General features: G+C 62.8%; 14 protein-coding genes. 10 read left to right on the top strand and 4 right to left on the bottom strand.

Annotated features, from left to right (window positions below):
* Positions 1-29: 29 nt before the first annotated feature.
* The gene (gene acs / locus AC1Q5P_RS18220) at positions 30-1979 is read right to left on the bottom strand and encodes an acetate--CoA ligase (protein ID WP_492519689.1); all 1950 of its coding nucleotides are present in this window, start codon (positions 1977-1979) and stop codon (positions 30-32) included.
* Positions 1980-2157: 178 nt separating this feature from the next.
* Between acs and AC1Q5P_RS18215 the strand changes: the two genes are divergently transcribed.
* The 8 genes from AC1Q5P_RS18215 (at position 2158) to AC1Q5P_RS18180 (ending at position 11870) form a co-directional block, all read left to right on the top strand.
* Positions 2158-2505, top strand: a complete 348-nt coding sequence (locus AC1Q5P_RS18215; protein WP_492519708.1) for a DOPA 4,5-dioxygenase family protein — start codon at positions 2158-2160, stop codon at positions 2503-2505.
* Between the two features lie 223 nt (positions 2506-2728).
* Complete coding sequence (locus AC1Q5P_RS18210; RefSeq protein WP_492519688.1) at positions 2729-3451, top strand: response regulator transcription factor; 723 nt, start codon at positions 2729-2731, stop codon at positions 3449-3451.
* Entirely contained in the window at positions 3451-4758 is a 1308-nt protein-coding gene (locus AC1Q5P_RS18205) for an ATP-binding protein (protein ID WP_492519687.1), read from the top strand. The genes AC1Q5P_RS18210 and AC1Q5P_RS18205 overlap by 1 nt, the downstream gene beginning before the upstream one ends.
* A gap of 117 nt (positions 4759-4875) precedes the next feature.
* Positions 4876-5571, top strand: a complete 696-nt coding sequence (locus AC1Q5P_RS18200) for a carbonic anhydrase (protein WP_492519686.1) — start codon at positions 4876-4878, stop codon at positions 5569-5571.
* Positions 5568-7097: a SulP family inorganic anion transporter gene (locus AC1Q5P_RS18195; protein ID WP_039331779.1), complete on the top strand. Its 1530-nt coding sequence runs from the start codon at positions 5568-5570 to the stop codon at positions 7095-7097. Before AC1Q5P_RS18200 ends, AC1Q5P_RS18195 begins: the two co-directional genes overlap by 4 nt.
* A 249-nt stretch (positions 7098-7346) precedes the next feature.
* Positions 7347-8189, top strand: coding sequence for a TorF family putative porin (locus tag AC1Q5P_RS18190; protein ID WP_039331780.1), 843 nt, complete (start codon positions 7347-7349; stop codon positions 8187-8189).
* Between the two features lie 220 nt (positions 8190-8409).
* Entirely contained in the window at positions 8410-9645 is a 1236-nt protein-coding gene (locus tag AC1Q5P_RS18185) for a serine hydrolase domain-containing protein (RefSeq protein WP_492519685.1), read from the top strand.
* Positions 9646-9668: 23 nt separating this feature from the next.
* Complete coding sequence (locus AC1Q5P_RS18180) at positions 9669-11870, top strand: TonB-dependent receptor (RefSeq protein ID WP_492476836.1); 2202 nt, start codon at positions 9669-9671, stop codon at positions 11868-11870.
* Positions 11871-11906: 36 nt separating this feature from the next.
* Here the strand turns inward: AC1Q5P_RS18180 and AC1Q5P_RS18175 are convergent, their stop codons facing one another.
* Together AC1Q5P_RS18175 and maiA are read right to left on the bottom strand one after the other, a co-directional pair.
* Complete coding sequence (locus AC1Q5P_RS18175) at positions 11907-13001, bottom strand: helix-turn-helix transcriptional regulator (protein WP_039331785.1); 1095 nt, start codon at positions 12999-13001, stop codon at positions 11907-11909.
* A gap of 126 nt (positions 13002-13127) precedes the next feature.
* Positions 13128-13769, bottom strand: coding sequence for a maleylacetoacetate isomerase (gene maiA, locus AC1Q5P_RS18170; RefSeq protein ID WP_492519684.1), 642 nt, complete (start codon positions 13767-13769; stop codon positions 13128-13130).
* A gap of 369 nt (positions 13770-14138) precedes the next feature.
* On the opposite strand from maiA, the gene AC1Q5P_RS18165 reads away from it, so the two are divergent.
* On the top strand, positions 14139-15401 hold the full coding sequence (locus AC1Q5P_RS18165; protein WP_492519683.1) for a tyrosine-type recombinase/integrase: 1263 nt from the start codon (positions 14139-14141) through the stop codon (positions 15399-15401).
* 92 nt (positions 15402-15493) lie between these two features.
* On the opposite strand, the gene AC1Q5P_RS18160 is transcribed toward AC1Q5P_RS18165, so the two are convergent.
* A complete protein-coding gene (locus tag AC1Q5P_RS18160) occupies positions 15494-15964 on the bottom strand; it encodes an SHOCT domain-containing protein (RefSeq protein WP_492519682.1) in 471 nt (156 codons plus the stop codon).
* A 39-nt stretch (positions 15965-16003) separates the two neighbouring features.
* On the opposite strand from AC1Q5P_RS18160, the gene AC1Q5P_RS18155 reads away from it, so the two are divergent.
* Complete coding sequence (locus tag AC1Q5P_RS18155; RefSeq protein WP_492519681.1) at positions 16004-16633, top strand: SHOCT domain-containing protein; 630 nt, start codon at positions 16004-16006, stop codon at positions 16631-16633.
* Positions 16634-16683: the final 50 nt, after the last annotated feature.

Below are 16683 nucleotides of genomic sequence, written 5' to 3'. Positions count from 1 at the left end.
GCAGCCCTGAAGGCCGCGCCCTCTCCAGATCAGGCCTTTTCCAGTTGCGGGCGGTTGGCGACGAGGTTGTCGACCACGCTGGGATCGGCCAGCGTCGAGGTATCGCCAAGGTTCGACATGTCGTTCTCGCCGATCTTGCGCAGAATGCGGCGCATGATCTTGCCCGAGCGGGTCTTGGGCAGGCCAGGGGCGAACTGGATCACGTCGGGCGTGGCGATCGGGCCGATTTCGTGGCGCACCCACTGGATCAGTTCCTTGCGCAACGCCTCGTCCGGCTCGACCTCGGCATTGCAGGTGACGAAGGCGTAGATGCCCTGGCCCTTGATGTCGTGCGGCATGCCGACCACCGCCGCTTCGGCAACCTTGGCGTGGGCAACCAGCGCGCTTTCGATCTCGGCGGTGCCCATGCGATGGCCCGAGACGTTGATCACGTCGTCGATACGGCCGGTGATCCAGTAGTATCCGTCCTCGTCGCGCCGACAGCCGTCACCGGTGAAATAGAGGCCCTTGAAGGTGCTGAAATAGGTCTGGAAGAAGCGCTCGTGATCACCCCACACGGTGCGCATCTGGCCGGGCCATGAGTCGGTGATGACCAGGCAGCCGTCGGTCGCACCTTCGAGGAAGTTGCCCTCATTGTCGACAAGGGCGGGCTTCACGCCGAAGAACGGGCGGCTGGCCGAGCCGGGCTTGAGCGGCGTGGCGCCCGGCAGCGGGGTGATCATCGCCGCGCCGGTTTCGGTCTGCCACCACGTGTCGACGATCGGGCAGCGGCTGTCGCCCACGACCTTGTGATACCATTCCCAGGCCTCGGGATTGATCGGCTCACCCACCGAGCCCAGCAGGCGCAGCGAGGCGCGGCTGGTCTGCTTCACCCAGTCATCACCTTCGCGCATCAGGGCGCGCAGGGCTGTGGGAGCCCCATAGAAGATCTCGACCTTGAACTTGTCGACCACCTGCCAGAAGCGGCTGGGATCGGGGAAGTTCGGCACGCCTTCGAACATCACGGTGGTCGCGCCGTTGGCGAGCGGTCCGTAGACGACATAGGAGTGGCCGGTGACCCAGCCGATGTCGGCCGCGCACCAGTAGATCTGGCCGGGACGGTAATCGAACACGTACTGGTGGGTCATCGAGGCCCAGACCGAGTAGCCGCCGGTGGTGTGCAGCACGCCCTTGGGCTTGCCGGTGGAGCCTGAAGTGTAGAGGATGAACAGCGGGTCTTCCGCATTCATTTCCTCGGGCGCGCAGTCCGCGCTTTGCGCCGAAACGCCGGTGGCCCAATCAACGTCGCGGCCTTCAACCATCGGCACGTCGGCACCGGTGTGGCGCAGCACGATGACACTGTCGACGCCCGGACACTGCTTGAGCGCTTCGTCGACGTTGGCCTTGAGCGGGACCTTCTTGCCGCCGCGCAGGCCTTCGTCAGACGTCAGGACGATGCGGCTGTCGCAGTCGATGATGCGACCGGCAAGGGCATCCGGGCTGAAACCTGCAAAGACGATCGAGTGGATCGCGCCGATGCGGGCGCAGGCAAGCATGGCGACGGCGGCTTCGGGCACCATCGGCAGGTAGATCGTGACTCGCTCCCCGCGCTTCACCCCTTGCGCCTTGAGCAGGTTGGCAAAGCGGCAGACCTGTTCGTGCAGCTCGCGGTAAGTGATCTCGCGGTGGGGCGTGGCAGGGCTGTCCGGCTCCCACAGGATGGCGATCTGTTCGCCGCGCTCTGCCAGGTGGCGGTCAAGGCAGTTGGCCGAGAGGTTGAGCGTGCCGTCCTCGAACCAGCGGATGCCGAAATCGGCTTCGTGATAGGAAGTGTTCTTCACCTTGGTAAAGGGCTTGATCCAGTCGAGCCGCTTGCCGTGTTCGGCCCAGAAGGTTTCGGGATCTTCCACCGACTGGCGGTACATCTCGAAGTAGCCCGCTTCATCGACAAGGGCGTTCTCGGCCCATTGCGCGGGAACCGGATAGACTGCCTCGCCCATGATCAACTCTCTCCTCTGGCTTCTTCGATCTTGCCTGGCGGTTTACCGCCTGAGGCCCCGCCGGGCTTTTAGACAATAGTCGTAGATATGGTCGATCCCGCCGAGCGGGCAAGGCCCGGCAGGCCCCGTCACGCGGCAGGATGTTGCGATTGCGCCCGGTCTGGCGCAAGGCTTGGCCATGGCTTGTTTTTCCGATTATCACGCGCATGTCTATTTCGACCCTTCGGAGACGGAGGAAGCTGGCGCGCTGTGCATGAGAATGCGCGACGAACTTGGCGTCGCAATGGGGCGCGTGCATGCTCGTCCGGTTGGCCCGCATCCGCGAGGCTCTTGCCAGATGACGATCCCGGCGGACCGAATCGGCGCGGCCATCGCCTGGATGATGGAAAATCGTGGGCACTTCACGATCTTCTGCCACGGCAACAGCGGCAACGATCTGGACGATCACACACGCCATGTCATGTGGTTGGGCGAAAGCGAGGCCCTGAACCTTGCTCAATTTGGAGCAATTCAGTCAAAAATGTAAATCAGCAATATTTTGTCGCATTGCCGCCCGTAACGCGCAAAACGGTGCCTTCAGCTAGAGGACCTGTCGGTCTGCGGGGGCGAACGGATCGGGCAGGCGCAAACAGGGCGCCAAACCGCCGGTTTTCCCCAGCAAACGTCACCATAGTGCCTGTTCTTCAACCTTGGCACCACGGGCGTCGCTGCTATCGTGCACCGTGTTGCTGCAACCGCGCCGGAGCTTTATGCAATCTCCATCAATCGTACTTGTGGAAGACGACGGGCCGCTGCGGACGCTGACCGCGCGTGCCCTGCGGGAACACGGCTACAATGTCCGCACTGCTGCCACTGGCGCAGAAATGTGGGTTGCGCTGGAAAGCGAGCCGGCCGACCTGGTCGTGCTTGACATCATGTTGCCGGGAACGAGCGGGATCGAGCTGTTCCGCCGCCTGCGCAAGCAAAGCGACGTGCCCATCATCTTCGTCTCCGCTCGCGGCAGCGAGGAGGATCGCGTCCTCGGGCTTGAACTCGGCGCAGACGATTATCTGCCCAAGCCCTTCAGCACGCGCGAACTGGTGGCCCGGATCGGCGCGGTGCTGCGTCGCGGGGCCAACGCCGTCACCGATACCGCTGGCGATACGGGCAGCCGGAGCGGCGACATCCATTTTGACGGCTGGTCCGTATCGATGGCCCGGCGCGAACTGCATTCGCCCAGCGGCGCGATGGTTGACCTGACGGGGGCCGAATTCGATCTGCTGGCCACGTTCATCGGGCAGCCACAGCGCGTGCTGGGGCGCGAACGCCTGATCGAACTCTCGCGAACCCGTCTGGGTGACAGTTCGGATCGCAGCGTCGACGTGCTGGTCAGTCGCCTGCGGCGCAAGCTCTCCGCGGCCGGAGGCAATGCCCCGATCGTAACGGTTCGCGGTGTCGGCTACATGTTCAAGGCCGAAGTGCAGCGCGCCTGATGCTGTCGCGCCGCTTTGGCCTGCCCGAGCGGCTGCTGGCAATCCTGCTGCTTGTCGCGTTGGTCGATTTTGCGGCCAATACCCTGTTGTTCGATCGTGCCAGCCAATTCGCGCTGCGCGAGGATGATGCTGCGCGCGTTGCCGAAAACCTCATCATCGCCACGCGTGCGATCGAGCGAGCGCCGGTCACCGAACGCCAGCAGGTTGCCAGGGATCTCAGTTCGGCCCGGTTCGCGCTCGATTGGCAGCCGTCAGGCAAGCGTCCGAGCGGTTCCATCCAGCTTTCACGCCTGCGCGAACAGATCATAGAAGACGCACCCGAACTCGGCCGTGCCGACTTGCAGTTGCATCTCAAGCCGGTTGCCGTCGCGGGCAATGTCTCAGGTTCACTGGTCTTGCCTGACCGCAGCGTCGTGCAGTTCCAGACTTATGCCAGCGATGCCTGGACACTAAATGCCGGGCGCATCCTCACGCTGATGATGCCGACCCTGGCGCTCGTGCTGCTGGCCTGGGTCCTGTTTCGGGCCACGCTGGCGCCGTTGCGGACGCTGGTCCGGGCGTCGAAAACGGTTGGTTCGGGGCCGCCGCAACTTCTTTCCGAACAGGGCACGGCGGAAGTCCGCGACCTGATCCATGCCTTCAATGAGATGCAGCAGCGCGTCTATGAATCCATGACCAATCGCACGCAGTCCATGCTGGCGATAGGACATGATCTGCGCACGCCGCTCTCGCGCATGCAACTGCGCGTCGAAAGCCTCGATCTTGATGAGGAAACGCGCGAGGGCATGAGCGCTGACCTTGGCGAGATGCGGCACATGCTCGAATCGCTGCAGGCCTTCGTCGAATCCGGTGGGAGTCGCTTGCCGGCAGAGCGTATTGACGTTGCCGTCATGGCGCAGACTCTGGTGGACACGGCGGCCGACAATGGCGCGGATGCCACCTTTCACGGGCTTGAAAGCCTCGAGATCATGGCGCGTCCCGTCTCGGTGCGACGTGCTCTTTCCAATCTGATCGAGAATGCACTCCATTACGCTGGCAACGTGCGGGTTACCGTACGGCGCGTTGACGGGGCGGCCGAGCTACAGTTCGATGACGATGGCCCCGGCATTCCGGCCGAGCGGATCGAGGATGTTCTGCAACCGTTCGTCCGTCTGGACACGGCGTGTGCCCGCGACACACCGGGAATGGGCCTTGGCCTCGCCATCGTGCGCCGAGCAATCCAGCTGGACAATGGCACCTTGCAATTGCGCAACCGGCCCACGGGAGGGCTCTGCGTCACGGTCTGTTTCCCGTTGGCGACGAATTGAAGCGTTCCGAAACAGTTCGTTACACGCCCGCGCCGTTACGGAAAGATGCGACACATACTTTGACTAGCTTCCGGGCGACCTCAGTCGGTTGTCGATTCTAGTGAAAGGTCCAGCACCGTGAACGAACTTATCGGCCGCGTCTTCAGCTTCGAAAAGACCATCTTTCCCGACAGCCGCGAGCTGTTCGGCAAGCTCGTGAGCGAGGGGCAGTCTCCCAAGGCGCTGATGATCTCCTGCGCGGACTCGCGCATCGTTCCCGAACAGATCATGCAGGCCCAGCCCGGCGAGCTGTTCGTGTGCCGTAATGCCGGAAACATGGTTCCCCCCTACGCGACCATGAACGGCGGCGTGACCTCGACCGTCGAATACGCGGTCATGGCGCTCGGCGTGCGTGACATCATCGTTTGCGGCCATTCCGACTGCGGCGCGATGAAGGCGCTGTCCGCGCCGGCGCTGCCGGAAGGCATGCCGAACGTGGTTGCATGGTTGCGTCATGGTGCCGCAGCCGAAAGCGTCGTTTCAAGCTGCTCGCCCCACCTCGACACCGACGAGCGGGTCCGCGCGGTCAGCCTGCAGAACGTCATCGTCCAGCTTGATCACCTGCGCACTCATCCTTCGGTGGCGACGGCAATTGCCAAGGGTGAAATGTCGCTGCACGGCTGGTTCGTCGACATCAGTGCCGGCATGGTGCTTGGTCTCGATGGCGATACGGGCGAGTTCGTGCCGCTGCGCGAAGACAAGCCCCTGCCGGTGGCGCTTCCCGCCCGGTCGCGCCGCATTCTCGATACCTGGACCGCCGAGGCCGCAGAATGACAGCCGCGACCAGCGATAGTGCCGGTGGCGGGATTTCCCGCTACTTCGTGCGCGATTTCACCGCGTCGATCGTGGTGTTCCTTGTCGCCATGCCCTTGTGCATGGGGATCGCCATTGCTTCCGGCGTGCCGCCGGAGAAAGGGCTGGTCACCGGGATCATCGGCGGGATCGTCGTTGGCCTCCTCGCCGGTTCGCCGCTGCAGGTAAGCGGGCCGGCCGCGGGCCTTGCCGTGATCGTCTTCGAATTCGTTCGCGACAATGGCCTGTCCGCTCTCGGGCCGGTACTGGTGCTGGCTGGCGCCCTGCAATTCGTCGCGGGTGTGGCCAGGCTGGGGGGCGTATTCCGCGCGATCTCGCCTGCAGTGGTCCATGGCATGCTGGCCGGGATCGGCGCGCTGATCGTGATCGGGCAGTTCCATATCCTGTTCGACGCCAAGCCGCTTTCCAACGGCATTGACAATCTTGCCATGATGCCAGCGCGCGTGCTTGGCCTGACCCCGTTCGATCTGCGTTCGACGGAACTCGCCCTCATGCTCGGCCTGCTCACCATCGGTACGATGCTGGCGTGGGAAAAGCTCAAGCCGGCAAGGCTTGGCCTGGTCCCGGGCGCGCTGCTTGGCGTGCTGGCGGCGACAGGCGTGGCGTGGGGCCTCGGGCTCGACGTGGCGCGGATTGTCGTTCCGGATTCGATCGGTGCTGCCTTCGCTCTGCCCGGTGGGGACTTTCTTGCTCCGCTGACCAACGGCTCGCTGATCGTCTCGGCGATTGCCATCGCATTCATCGCCAGCGCCGAAACCCTGCTTTCGGCCGCAGCGGTTGACCGGATGCACGATGGCGTGCGCACGGACTACAACAAGGAATTGCGGGCGCAGGGTGTCGGCAACCTGCTTTGCGGTGTGGTCAACGCGCTGCCGATGACGGGCGTGATCGTGCGCAGTTCGGCCAACGTTCAGGCGGGTGCGATGACCCGCATGTCTGCGGTCATGCACGGAGTGTGGATACTCGGCTTTGTGGCCCTGCTGCCCTTTATCTTGCGCGAAGTGCCGATGGCGGCGCTGGGCGGCGTTCTCGTGGTCACCGGATGGAAGCTGGTCAGCATCAAGCAGGTTCGCCGCCTCTTTGAGGTGCACGGCTTCATGCCAGCTCTGATCTGGGTCGCGACCTTCACACTCGTCGTGACGACCGACCTCCTGACTGGTGTGCTCGTCGGTCTTGCGCTGTCTGCGCTCGAACTTGTTCCGCACCTGCGTAACCTGCGCTTCCGCGTGGGCGAGCAGACCGTGGGCGAAACCGTGCGGCTTGAACTGGAAGGCGCGGCCACTTTCCTCGGTCTTACGCGCCTCACCAATGCTCTCGAGCAGGTTCCGGTTGCCAAGCCCGTCCACGTCGATCTCGATCGTGTCCACGCGATGGACCACACCACGGCCGAGATGCTGACGGAGTGGCTGGCGCGTCGCAAGCAGCGCGGGAATGCGGTGACCGTTTCGGGCCCCGCGCCGTTGCTGAAGACACTGGCGCACGCCTGACCACTGGCTTGATTCAGGGCCAAAGCTGGCAGATCGCGCGCGACATCCCACCCCCTCTTGTTGCGCGCATGGTGGCAAGAGTCCGCAGAAATTGCGGGCTCTTGCCACTTTGCACAAGAATCTATCTTGCAGTGCAGCAAAAACCGGGTGTAATACTTTGGGCTCTGCAGTGACGTCGCTCCGTTCTTGAGAAGCGCTCGCACGGCAGACGCAGGTGGAACGTGATAACCTATCCAGGGAGCGTTCCGTATGAAGACCCGTCTCGCCGCAGCCGTGGCACCTGTCGCCCTCGCACTCTTTGCGACTCCGGCTTTCGCGCAGGAAGAAACCCCCGCCATCACCGTTTCGGGCAGCGCTGCTCTCGTTTCGGACTACCGCTTCCGCGGCGTTTCCATGACCGACAAGGAAATGGCGGTTCAGGCCGGCGTCACCGTGGCGCATGAAAGCGGCTTCTATGTCGGCACCTGGGGTTCAAACCTCGCAGGCTGGGGCACCTTCGCGGGTTCCAACATGGAACTCGACATTATCGGTGGCTACAAGACCGAAATCAGCGGCGTGACGGTCGATGTCGGCCTGACCTGGTACATGTATCCGGGCGGTCTCGACAACACGGACTTCGCCGAGCCCTACGTAAAGGTGTCCGGGTCGGTCGGTCCTGCAAATCTTCTTGTCGGCGCAGCCTATGCTCCCAAGCAGGAAGCTCTCGGCCAGTGGTACAATTCGGGTGCTTCGGCTGCCACCGGCGTTTATGACAATCCGGGTGCCAAGGCTGACAATCTCTATGTCTGGACCGATGCGTCGGCAGGTATCCCTGACACCGGCCTGACCGTGAAGGGCCACATCGGCTACACCACCGGCGGCAACAAGGGGCTTGGCCCTCAAGGCACCTCGGTTTCGCCGACCGGTGATTATGTCGACTGGCTGGTTGGCGCCGATTACACCCTCGGCAACGTCACGCTCGGCGTGGCCTATGTCGATACCGACCTCACCCCGACCGACTTCAATTACCTGACGCCGAACTTCTCGTCGACCAAGGATGGTTCGTCGATCGCCGGTTCGCGCGTGGTTGTTTCGGCTACTGTCGCCTTCTGATCAGGCCGGCCCTTGGCCGCTACCTGACGATCAATGACGAAAGCCCTTCTCTCCGATGCGGAGGGGAGGGCTTTCTCTTTGTGCGTTCCGCCCGTCACCAACGGGCGGAATAAAATTGTTATGGCATATACCAAATGGTTCATGCGCCGCGTTCGGGCGCAGCCTAGCCTTTCTCCCGAGGTCGACCGATGCGAGTCGTCCGCCAGGGAGACAGTTCACGATGACTCTTGCATTTCGCCTGACCGCAGCCGCGCTGTCCGGACTGCTTGCCTTGCCACTGCCCGTTCAGGCGCAGCAACAATTGCCGGAGCAACTGCAATCCGGTCCCGCTTCGGAAGTGCCGGTGGCAACGCAGGTAATGCGCTGGCGCATGAACGACGCCGACGTGAACAGCTTTGCCTTTCGCAACATGGATCAGCTGTTCACCACGCGCACGGTCGCGCATTCCGGCGCACCGTGGGCCTTGCCCAAGGTCGAACGCCCGATGGATTTCACCTACGCATTCGGCGGAAAGACCTGGACCGCCGAACAGGCGCTCGAGCGCACTTATACCAACGCTCTCCTGATCATGAAGGACGGGCGGATCGTCACCGAAATCTATCGCAATGGCTCGAACGAGCGCACGCGCTTCATGGGCTGGTCGATGACCAAGTCGCTGACCTCGACGCTTGTTGGCGCAGCCCTTGCCGATGGGCTGATCAGCTCGCTCGATGATCAGATCGTGCGCTATCTGCCCGAATTGAAAGGGAGCGGCTACGATGGCGTGACCATCCGCCAGATCCTGCAGATGCGTTCGGGCGTCGATTACGAGGAGCGCTACGACTTCGCCAATCCCGGCATCGCGGCAAGCAACCACATCAACGCTCTCGTCAAGAACGTCGCGCGCTTTGCCGATGTCGCCCGCACCATCAAGCGCAAGTCGAAGCCCGGCGAAGTCTTCGCCTACAAGACCATCGACACCGCCGTGCTTGGCTGGCTGATCGAACGGGTCAGCGGGGGCTCGGTGGCGGCCTATACCGCGCGCAAGCTGTGGGAACCGCTCGGCACCGAGACTGATGGCTTCTACATCATGGATGGCCAGCCCGGCACCGGGCGCGAGTTCAGCGGCGCCGGCTTCAACGCCACGCTGCGCGATTGGGCGCGCTTCGGCCAGATGATGCTCGATGGCGGCATGGCCAACGGCAAGCGCATCATCAGCGAGGAATGGGTCAAGGCCGCGCAGGCGCCGGCCGGCCCCGAGGACGGACCGGAAGGTGGCTATGGCTATCAGTGGTGGACGATGGCCAATTCGCCTGCCTATTCGGCCATCGGACTGCAGGGGCAGTACGTTTACGTCGATCCCGCCAGCCGGACCGTGGTGGTCAAGCTGAGCTACTTCCCTCCTGCGGAAGGCAGTGTCGGACAGGAAACCATGGCGTTCCTTGCCGCCGCCTCTGCGTGGAAGCCGGCACCGTAAGCAATAACAACAGGGAGGATACCATGAAGACTCAGTTCGCGCTGGGCTGCGCGATGACGCTCGCCTTTGTCACCCAGCCTGGCACCGCGTTTGCGCAAGCGGCACAAGATACGGCCAGCGCGCCGGAAGAGGCCAGCGAAGGCGTTGGCGAAATCATCGTTACCGCGCAGCGCCGCAAGGAAAAGCTCCAGGACGTCGCCGTTTCCGCCACCGCCTTCGATGCCAGCGCTCTGGCCGACAAGGCCGTGACCAATCTAGCGGACCTGCAGAATGCCAGCCCCGCGCTGTCCATCTCCGATGGCGGCATCACGCAGTCGATCAATATTCGCGGCATCGGCCTTGCCAGCAATTCGCCAAGCGTGACGGCAGGTGTCGCGACGTATGTCGACGGCCTGTTCCAGCCACCGATCGTGCAGGCCAACAGCTTCTACGACCTTGCCAGCGTCGAGGTGCTGCGCGGGCCGCAGGGCACGCTCGTCGGCTCGAACTCCACGGGTGGCGCAATCTTCATCAACACGCAGAACCCGCTGCTGGATGAGGGGCTGGGCGGATATGCCATGTTCGGCGGCGGAAACTACAACTCGGTTCAATCCGAAGCCGCAGTGAACCTGCCCGTTTCCGACACGTTCGGCTTCCGCGCAGCAGGCTTCTATCGCAACCGCGACAGCTTCTACACCAGCGTCGGCCCGGTCGGGAATGATGCGGGCAAGCTGCGCGAAGGTGGCGGCCGCCTTACCGCCATGTGGAAGCCCGGCTCGTTCCAGGCGGTGGCCAAGGTCTCGTTCAACGATCGCGACACGGGCGGCTATGCCTATCGCCCGATCCTGGGCACGCCTTACGACGTCTTCCGCGTGGGCGATATCCGCACGATCAGCTTCGATACCCCCGTCGCCAACCGCGAACGCTCATTCCAGGCCAGCCTCGAGCTGCGGCAGGAGCTGGCAAGCGGCATCACCCTGCGCTCGGTCACTGGCTACCAGAACAAGCGTATCAATGCCCTGAACGACGTCGACGCCTCGGCGGGGCCCGGCGGTATTGCCGAAGACTACTTTGCGGGGGAGAAAGTCTACACGCAGGAAATCAACATCATCTCGCCCACCGAAGGCCGGTTCGACTGGATCCTTGGCGGATATTTCCAGCGCAACGATATCGCGATCCGCATCCTGCAGGACCAGCAGGGTTTTCCGACCGATATCATCGGCGGCAACCAGCGCACCACCACGGGCTTGTTCGCGCAGGGCAATTACGAGATCGTCCCGGGCCTGGAAGCCCAGCTCGGCGCGCGCTATTCCACCTACAAGGCCACCGGCTATGGCGACGTGACCATCGGCGCGGGCATTCCGGGCTTCCCTCCCGGCGGCCTGGCCGTTGCCTCACTGGCCGGCAGCCACAAGGACTCGCTCGCCACCGGCAAGTTCGCGCTCAACTGGAAGGTCGATGCCGACAACCTGCTCTATGCGCTGGTTGCACGTGGCTACAAGCCCGGCGGCTTCAATTCGCCCACATCGAACTTCGATCCGGAGCGCGTGATCAGCTACGAAGCGGGGTGGAAATCCGCCTTCCTGCGCAACCGCATCCGCACCCAGATCAGCGCGTTCTACAACAAGTACGCCAACTTCCAGTTCAACGTCGTGGAACCGAGCACGGGCTTTGCGGGCGTGGAGAACATCTCGACTGTCGAGATCAAGGGCGTGGAAGCGCAGGTGCAAGGGCGCTTCGGCGGCTTCGGCTTCGATGCCAACGTGGCTTTCGTGGATTCGGATCTGGCGAGCGTCACTTTCGTCAACACCCGCCAGCTCGGCGGAGCCAACCTCGGCCCGCAGTGCCCGGTGGGCACGCCGTCTGCGCCGCCGTTCTGCTTCGACTACGCACCCTTCATCCAGACTACCGGCGGCGGGCCTAACCTCTATGCGCCGCGCTGGACATGGGGCGGCGGCGTCGAATACGAGATCCCGCTTGGCGGGGAAATGTCGCTGACGCCGCGGGTGAACTATGCCTACGTCGGGGAGCAGTTCACCTACATCGGCTATTCACCGCTGTCGGATCGTCTCAACCCGCGCGGCCTGCTCTCGGCGATCGTCACTCTCAGGATCAACGACAGGCTGAAGCTCGAGGCCTGGGGCACGAACCTGACGAACAAGGACTATATCACCGGCCAGCTGAACTCGAACGAGTTCTACGGTGCGCCGCGCGAGTACGGGGTCAAGCTCAACGTCACCTTCTGACGCCCGGGTGCCGGAGCGGATGGCCCGCTCCGGCCTCTACAGCCTGGCGAGGGACTGGCAGACCTGCCGCACCAGGTCGGCCTGCCTTCCGACGCCCGCCTTGGCCAGGGCGCTCTTGAGCTGCATGCGCGCCGTACCCTCGGCAATGCCGCGATGCGCCGCGTAGTCCTTGACCGTCATCCCCCCGACGAGGTGCGCGGTCAACGTGGCCTCGGCCATTGTCAGTCCGAACAGGCTGGCCACCTCGGATGCATCGATCCGGGGAGCCGTGCCGGGCGAGCACAGCGCCAGCAAGGCCAGTTTTCGCCCCCACTTGCGCTTGTCTGCCGCATCGCGGCGCAGCACGCGCAAATGAAGGACTTCGGCCGGCTGCTCACCGGGCACGCGGCAGGTATCACCCAGCGTTCCTGCGATCGCGGCGCGGACAACGCCGGTGGCTTCGCTCGCGCCAAACTGCAATCGGCCGCCTATTTGCCTGACCTGCGGCAAGGCATCGATAAGCGCCTCGGCAGCAGCGTTCATCCAGTGGATTCCCAGATCGGCGTCACAGGCGAGCAGCGCCAGGCTGGTCGAATCCATGAAGGCCTCGGCGACCGAAAGACGCGCCTCGTATCCTGCCATGCTGGTCACCAATCGCGAGACCTGCCGAAAATGCGGCAGCAGCAGGTTGAGGAAGCGCAGGTCCTCCTCGGTCATGTCGCGCCCGTCGCCGGCGTGGCGATGAAAGATCAGCGTCGTGTGTTCGCCCGGCACGGTCTTGCAGCCGAGCCAGAAACCGGCGCCGAGGCCGCAGCCTGCAAGACCGCGCCTGAGCGCCTCCCGGTCGCTTGCCGTCAGCGCAATGCAGCGCAGGTCGCTTTCGATCTCGTCCTGTCCGCGCGGTTCGGTATCGCGGCGAAACCGCGGGTTGAGCGGTGAATTCGCCCATGCGTCATGGGTTTCGGCTTCCTGGGTGGACCAGGTGTCACGCAGGCTTGTGACCGGCACCAGATCGTCCCCGTCCGTCACCAGCCGCTGAAACACCGCGCTTGCTACGCCAAGGCGCACTTTGATCGCGTCGAGGACTTCAGTCCAGCGAGCATCCTCGCCGACCGCGCCGTACATGGCCGCAACGAGATCGTTGTCGCTCACCCTTGGCCCGCACTCCTCTTCGCTCTGCCCGCCGTTTTCGATTTCAGGGCTTGCCGCGGCTGTAACCGACTTTGCGATGCGGCGATACGGTTTCCGCTACCCCGTCGACCGCGCCATGCCGCTGCGTCACGACGGCGCATCAGGCTGCCGTTCCGGCGCCGCAGACGCGAATGCGGCAAGCTTCATGCATTCCCCTTCGATCGCTGCGATCCTTCCGAAGTCGAACCTTGCGCCAAAGCGGCGTGCATTGCCCAATTGCGGAACCAGCACCACGTCGGCCAGCGTAAGCCGATCGCCAAAGCAATAAGGACCGTCGAAGTCCGCGATGAGAGTGGCAAAGGCACTGAGGCCGCTTTCGATGACCTCGGCTGCCCAGGCATTGGTCTCGCTTTCCGTCATGCCACGCCGACGCAACATCTTGAGCACCTTCAGGTTCTGTACCGGGTGGATGTCGCAGGCGATGACTTGCGCAGCGGCGCGTACCCGGGCGCGCTCCAGAGGCGTTGACGGCAGGAGCGGGGGATGGGGATGCAACTCGTCCAGATATTCGCAGATGGCAAGGCTCTGGGTCAGGACCGCGCCATCGCTCACCAGCGCCGGCACGAACCCTTGCGGGTTGAGCGCGAGGTAGGCTGGCGCCTGCTGATCGCCCGCCCGCAAGTCATGCGCAACGCCCTGCCATTCCAGCCCCTTCAGCCCAAGCGCGATGCGTACGCGCCAGGTGGCCGTAGATCGCCAGAAACCATGCAGGATCAGAGTATCAGTCATGAGTCGGTCCACCAGTCATGCTGGTGGTATCGCCCAGGACCGTGCCGGATGCCATCCCGCGTTATCACCAAGCCGCTCAGCAAGGCCGCCCGGTCCGGGTATTCATCATGGTCTGGAGGGGCTTGCGGCATTTACGCATAGTGGCGGAGACGGAGTCCGCCTAACTAGCGTCCAGCCGCATCCGAATACCTCCACGATAACGGCTATAATAGGCGGATTTAGTGGGGCCTGCCCGTTCGCTTGTCCGAATGCGTCCCGTTGCGTTCCCATAAAACCGCGCTATTATCGGGGAACAGTTTTGGGAACGCGATGCCGCGACGCCATTGGGGCGATCTAAGGGCAGGTTTGGTTCCCGGACAGGGAGCCATAATGCCCAAGAAGCTCAGCAACGTGCTCACGCCCTTGGCGGTGAAGAATGCAAAGCCCGGTCGCCATGCCGATGGTGGCGGGCTGCATTTGCTGGTGAAGGAAAGCGGTGCCCGATCATGGGTCTATCGCTTCATGCTCAGCGGCAAGTCGCGGGACATTGGGCTTGGCCCGGCTGGACCGGACGGCATTTCCCTGTCGCAAGCCCGCGACGCGCGCGACGCCCTGCGCCTCAAGGTCAAGGCGGGGATTGATCCCCTTGAGGAACGCCAGCGAGAGGCCGCTGAGGCCCTTGCAGCGGCTCAGGCGGCACAAGTCGCCGGAATGACGTTCAAGGCGGTGGCGGAAACCTACATCGGCGCGAATGAGGGAAGCTGGCGCAATGACAAGCATCGCCAGCAATGGAAGAACACGCTGGCCACCTATGTCTATCCGGTGATCGGGGAGTTGCCCGTTGCCGAGGTCGGGACTGCCCACGTCCTGAAAATCCTTGAGCCGATCTGGAAGGCCAAGGCCGAGACTGCCAGCCGCGTGCGGGGACGCATGGAAACGATCCTCGATGCCGCCAAGGCGCGGGGATACCGGGAGGGCGAAAATCCTGCCCGGTGGCGCGGCCATATCGCGCAAATCCTGCCTGCCCGCTCACGGCTCACGCGCGGCCATCACAAGGCCATGCCCTATGAAGCGATCCCGGCATTCGTCGGCTCGCTGCACAAGCGGGAAGCCGTCGCGGCGCTGGCGTTGGAATTTACGATCCTGACCGCTGCCCGCACCGGGGAAGTGATCGGCGCGAAGTGGGATGAGGTCGATTTGGACAAGGCAATCTGGACGATCCCTGCCAGCCGCATGAAGGCGGGCAAGGAACATCGCGTGCCCCTGTCGGTGCGTGCCGTGGAGATTTTGAAGGCCACGGAAGGGCTGCGCAAGGAATGGCTGTTCCCGACAACCAAGGGCGGAAAAATGTCCGGCATGGCTATGACCATGCTGCTTCGCCGGATGAAAGTTGACGTGACCGTGCACGGCTTCCGGTCGGGCTTCCGCGATTGGTCTGCCGAATGCACCGGCTATGCCCATGAGGTCGCGGAAATGGCCTTGGCGCACACTATCGAGAACAAGGTGGAGCGGGCGTATCGTCGCGGCGACTTGTTCGATAAGCGGCGGCGGCTCATGGATGATTGGGGCAGCTATTGCGCCGCGATGCCGGCTGCCGGCGACAACGTTACGCCAATTCGCAAGGCTGAGGCCGGATCGCAGTTCACCGGCTAAATTGGCGCGAGAATGGCAGGATAGCCAAACAGTCATCACCCACCTCGCTCGCCCTGCCTGGTGAGCCATATGAACGGAACAGGGCTCGAGACCTAGCGGACGCCGCGCACCAGTGGGACGACAAAACCAATGGTGCTCACAATCATAAGCAGCGCGCCGAATGAGAATATCCGGCGCTGCTCCTCTACGCGCGGCAGGTTGATAATCCGTTCACCGGCTATTGAACGCTCGTACCGATTTACAATGTCGCTGATTGCGCTCGCGGTGTCTTCGATGCTGCTAGAATCGTCCGACGAGTATGTGCTAGCAGCGTCCAGTGGGCTGATCGTCGTGTCGTAGACAAACGTAGAGTATAGCACGAGACACAACCCTATCATGAACCCACCGGCGCTAACTTTCTGCAGCGACGAAGAGGTGGAAAAAAGCCCGGTCCTAGTGGCTAGGGAAGGGCTAAGGTTCATGTCGTTTGCAAGCAAAATTCGCTTTTGCTCGGCAAACTCGTCACTCGATAGAGCACCTTGATCCCTCAGTCGGACAAGTCGTTCGAGCGCGTCGTAGTCCATGGTCTTGCTCTTCATAGGATGAGTGGTAAGTGTGTAGGCATGCAAGATTGGCTGATCAAGCTTGAACGCGCGAAGGATCTGCTAGACGCTGGCGCGCTTACACCTGAAGAGTTTGACGCTGAAAAGGCTCGTTTGTTGCCTCGAGCGTCAATGGCTCCTGTCGAGCATGATGAAGAACACGGCGAAGACCCGGGAGAAGCGGACGTCACGCCAGCTTTTAATTGGACAAAGTTTGCTGGTGCCGCAGTGCTTCTGATTGCCACCGCATTGATCGTATACGTGTTGCTTCCTGATCAATCGCCATCACCGTCACCCGTCGTGCCGCAGGAGATGTCATCCCAATCAATCCCCACTGCACCAAAAGATACGCCGGCGGAGGCAGGGCCGCCCGCTCCAGTGTTGGCACCAGCCGAAGCGGTGTTTGGATGTATTGGTGCCTATTCAAATGTTTCTTTTTCAGATGAAAGCGGGGATGGGTCAGGACTGTTCGTTAGGATGGCCGAATCCGGCCAAATTACTTGGGTTTACTACGAAGGAAGCATTTCCCGAGGCAGCGTTGCGGTACAAACGCGGTCCGAAGACAGCATCGTTGCGACTGTAACTTACATGGACGATCCCAACGGGCCATCCACAAGTGTCGTTCTAAGAGCCCGAACCGAAAGTTGTTGAGCAATACCAGCATGTTGTGATTCACGCCTCTTTGCGAAGAGAAGGAGTGA

This window comes from Novosphingobium sp. GW835-FHT14H07 (genome assembly GCF_058793515.1).
Note: the sequence above shows the minus strand (reverse complement) of the source record. Positions and strands in the feature narration are given on the sequence as shown.

What these genes read in the sequence shown, in the direction of transcription:
- acs (WP_492519689.1), bottom strand. Translation starts at nt 1,979, where the DNA reads ATGGGCGAGGCAGTCTATCCGGTTCCCGCGCAATGGGCCGAGAACGCC.
- AC1Q5P_RS18215 (WP_492519708.1), top strand. Translation starts at nt 2,158, where the DNA reads ATGGCTTGTTTTTCCGATTATCACGCGCATGTCTATTTCGACCCTTCG.
- AC1Q5P_RS18210 (WP_492519688.1), top strand. Translation starts at nt 2,729, where the DNA reads ATGCAATCTCCATCAATCGTACTTGTGGAAGACGACGGGCCGCTGCGG.
- AC1Q5P_RS18205 (WP_492519687.1), top strand. Translation starts at nt 3,451, where the DNA reads ATGCTGTCGCGCCGCTTTGGCCTGCCCGAGCGGCTGCTGGCAATCCTG.
- AC1Q5P_RS18195 (WP_039331779.1), top strand. Translation starts at nt 5,568, where the DNA reads ATGACAGCCGCGACCAGCGATAGTGCCGGTGGCGGGATTTCCCGCTAC.
- AC1Q5P_RS18190 (WP_039331780.1), top strand. Translation starts at nt 7,347, where the DNA reads ATGAAGACCCGTCTCGCCGCAGCCGTGGCACCTGTCGCCCTCGCACTC.
- AC1Q5P_RS18185 (WP_492519685.1), top strand. Translation starts at nt 8,410, where the DNA reads ATGACTCTTGCATTTCGCCTGACCGCAGCCGCGCTGTCCGGACTGCTT.
- AC1Q5P_RS18180 (WP_492476836.1), top strand. Translation starts at nt 9,669, where the DNA reads ATGAAGACTCAGTTCGCGCTGGGCTGCGCGATGACGCTCGCCTTTGTC.
- maiA (WP_492519684.1), bottom strand. Translation starts at nt 13,769, where the DNA reads ATGACTGATACTCTGATCCTGCATGGTTTCTGGCGATCTACGGCCACC.
- AC1Q5P_RS18165 (WP_492519683.1), top strand. Translation starts at nt 14,139, where the DNA reads ATGCCCAAGAAGCTCAGCAACGTGCTCACGCCCTTGGCGGTGAAGAAT.
- AC1Q5P_RS18160 (WP_492519682.1), bottom strand. Translation starts at nt 15,964, where the DNA reads ATGGACTACGACGCGCTCGAACGACTTGTCCGACTGAGGGATCAAGGT.
- AC1Q5P_RS18155 (WP_492519681.1), top strand. Translation starts at nt 16,004, where the DNA reads ATGCAAGATTGGCTGATCAAGCTTGAACGCGCGAAGGATCTGCTAGAC.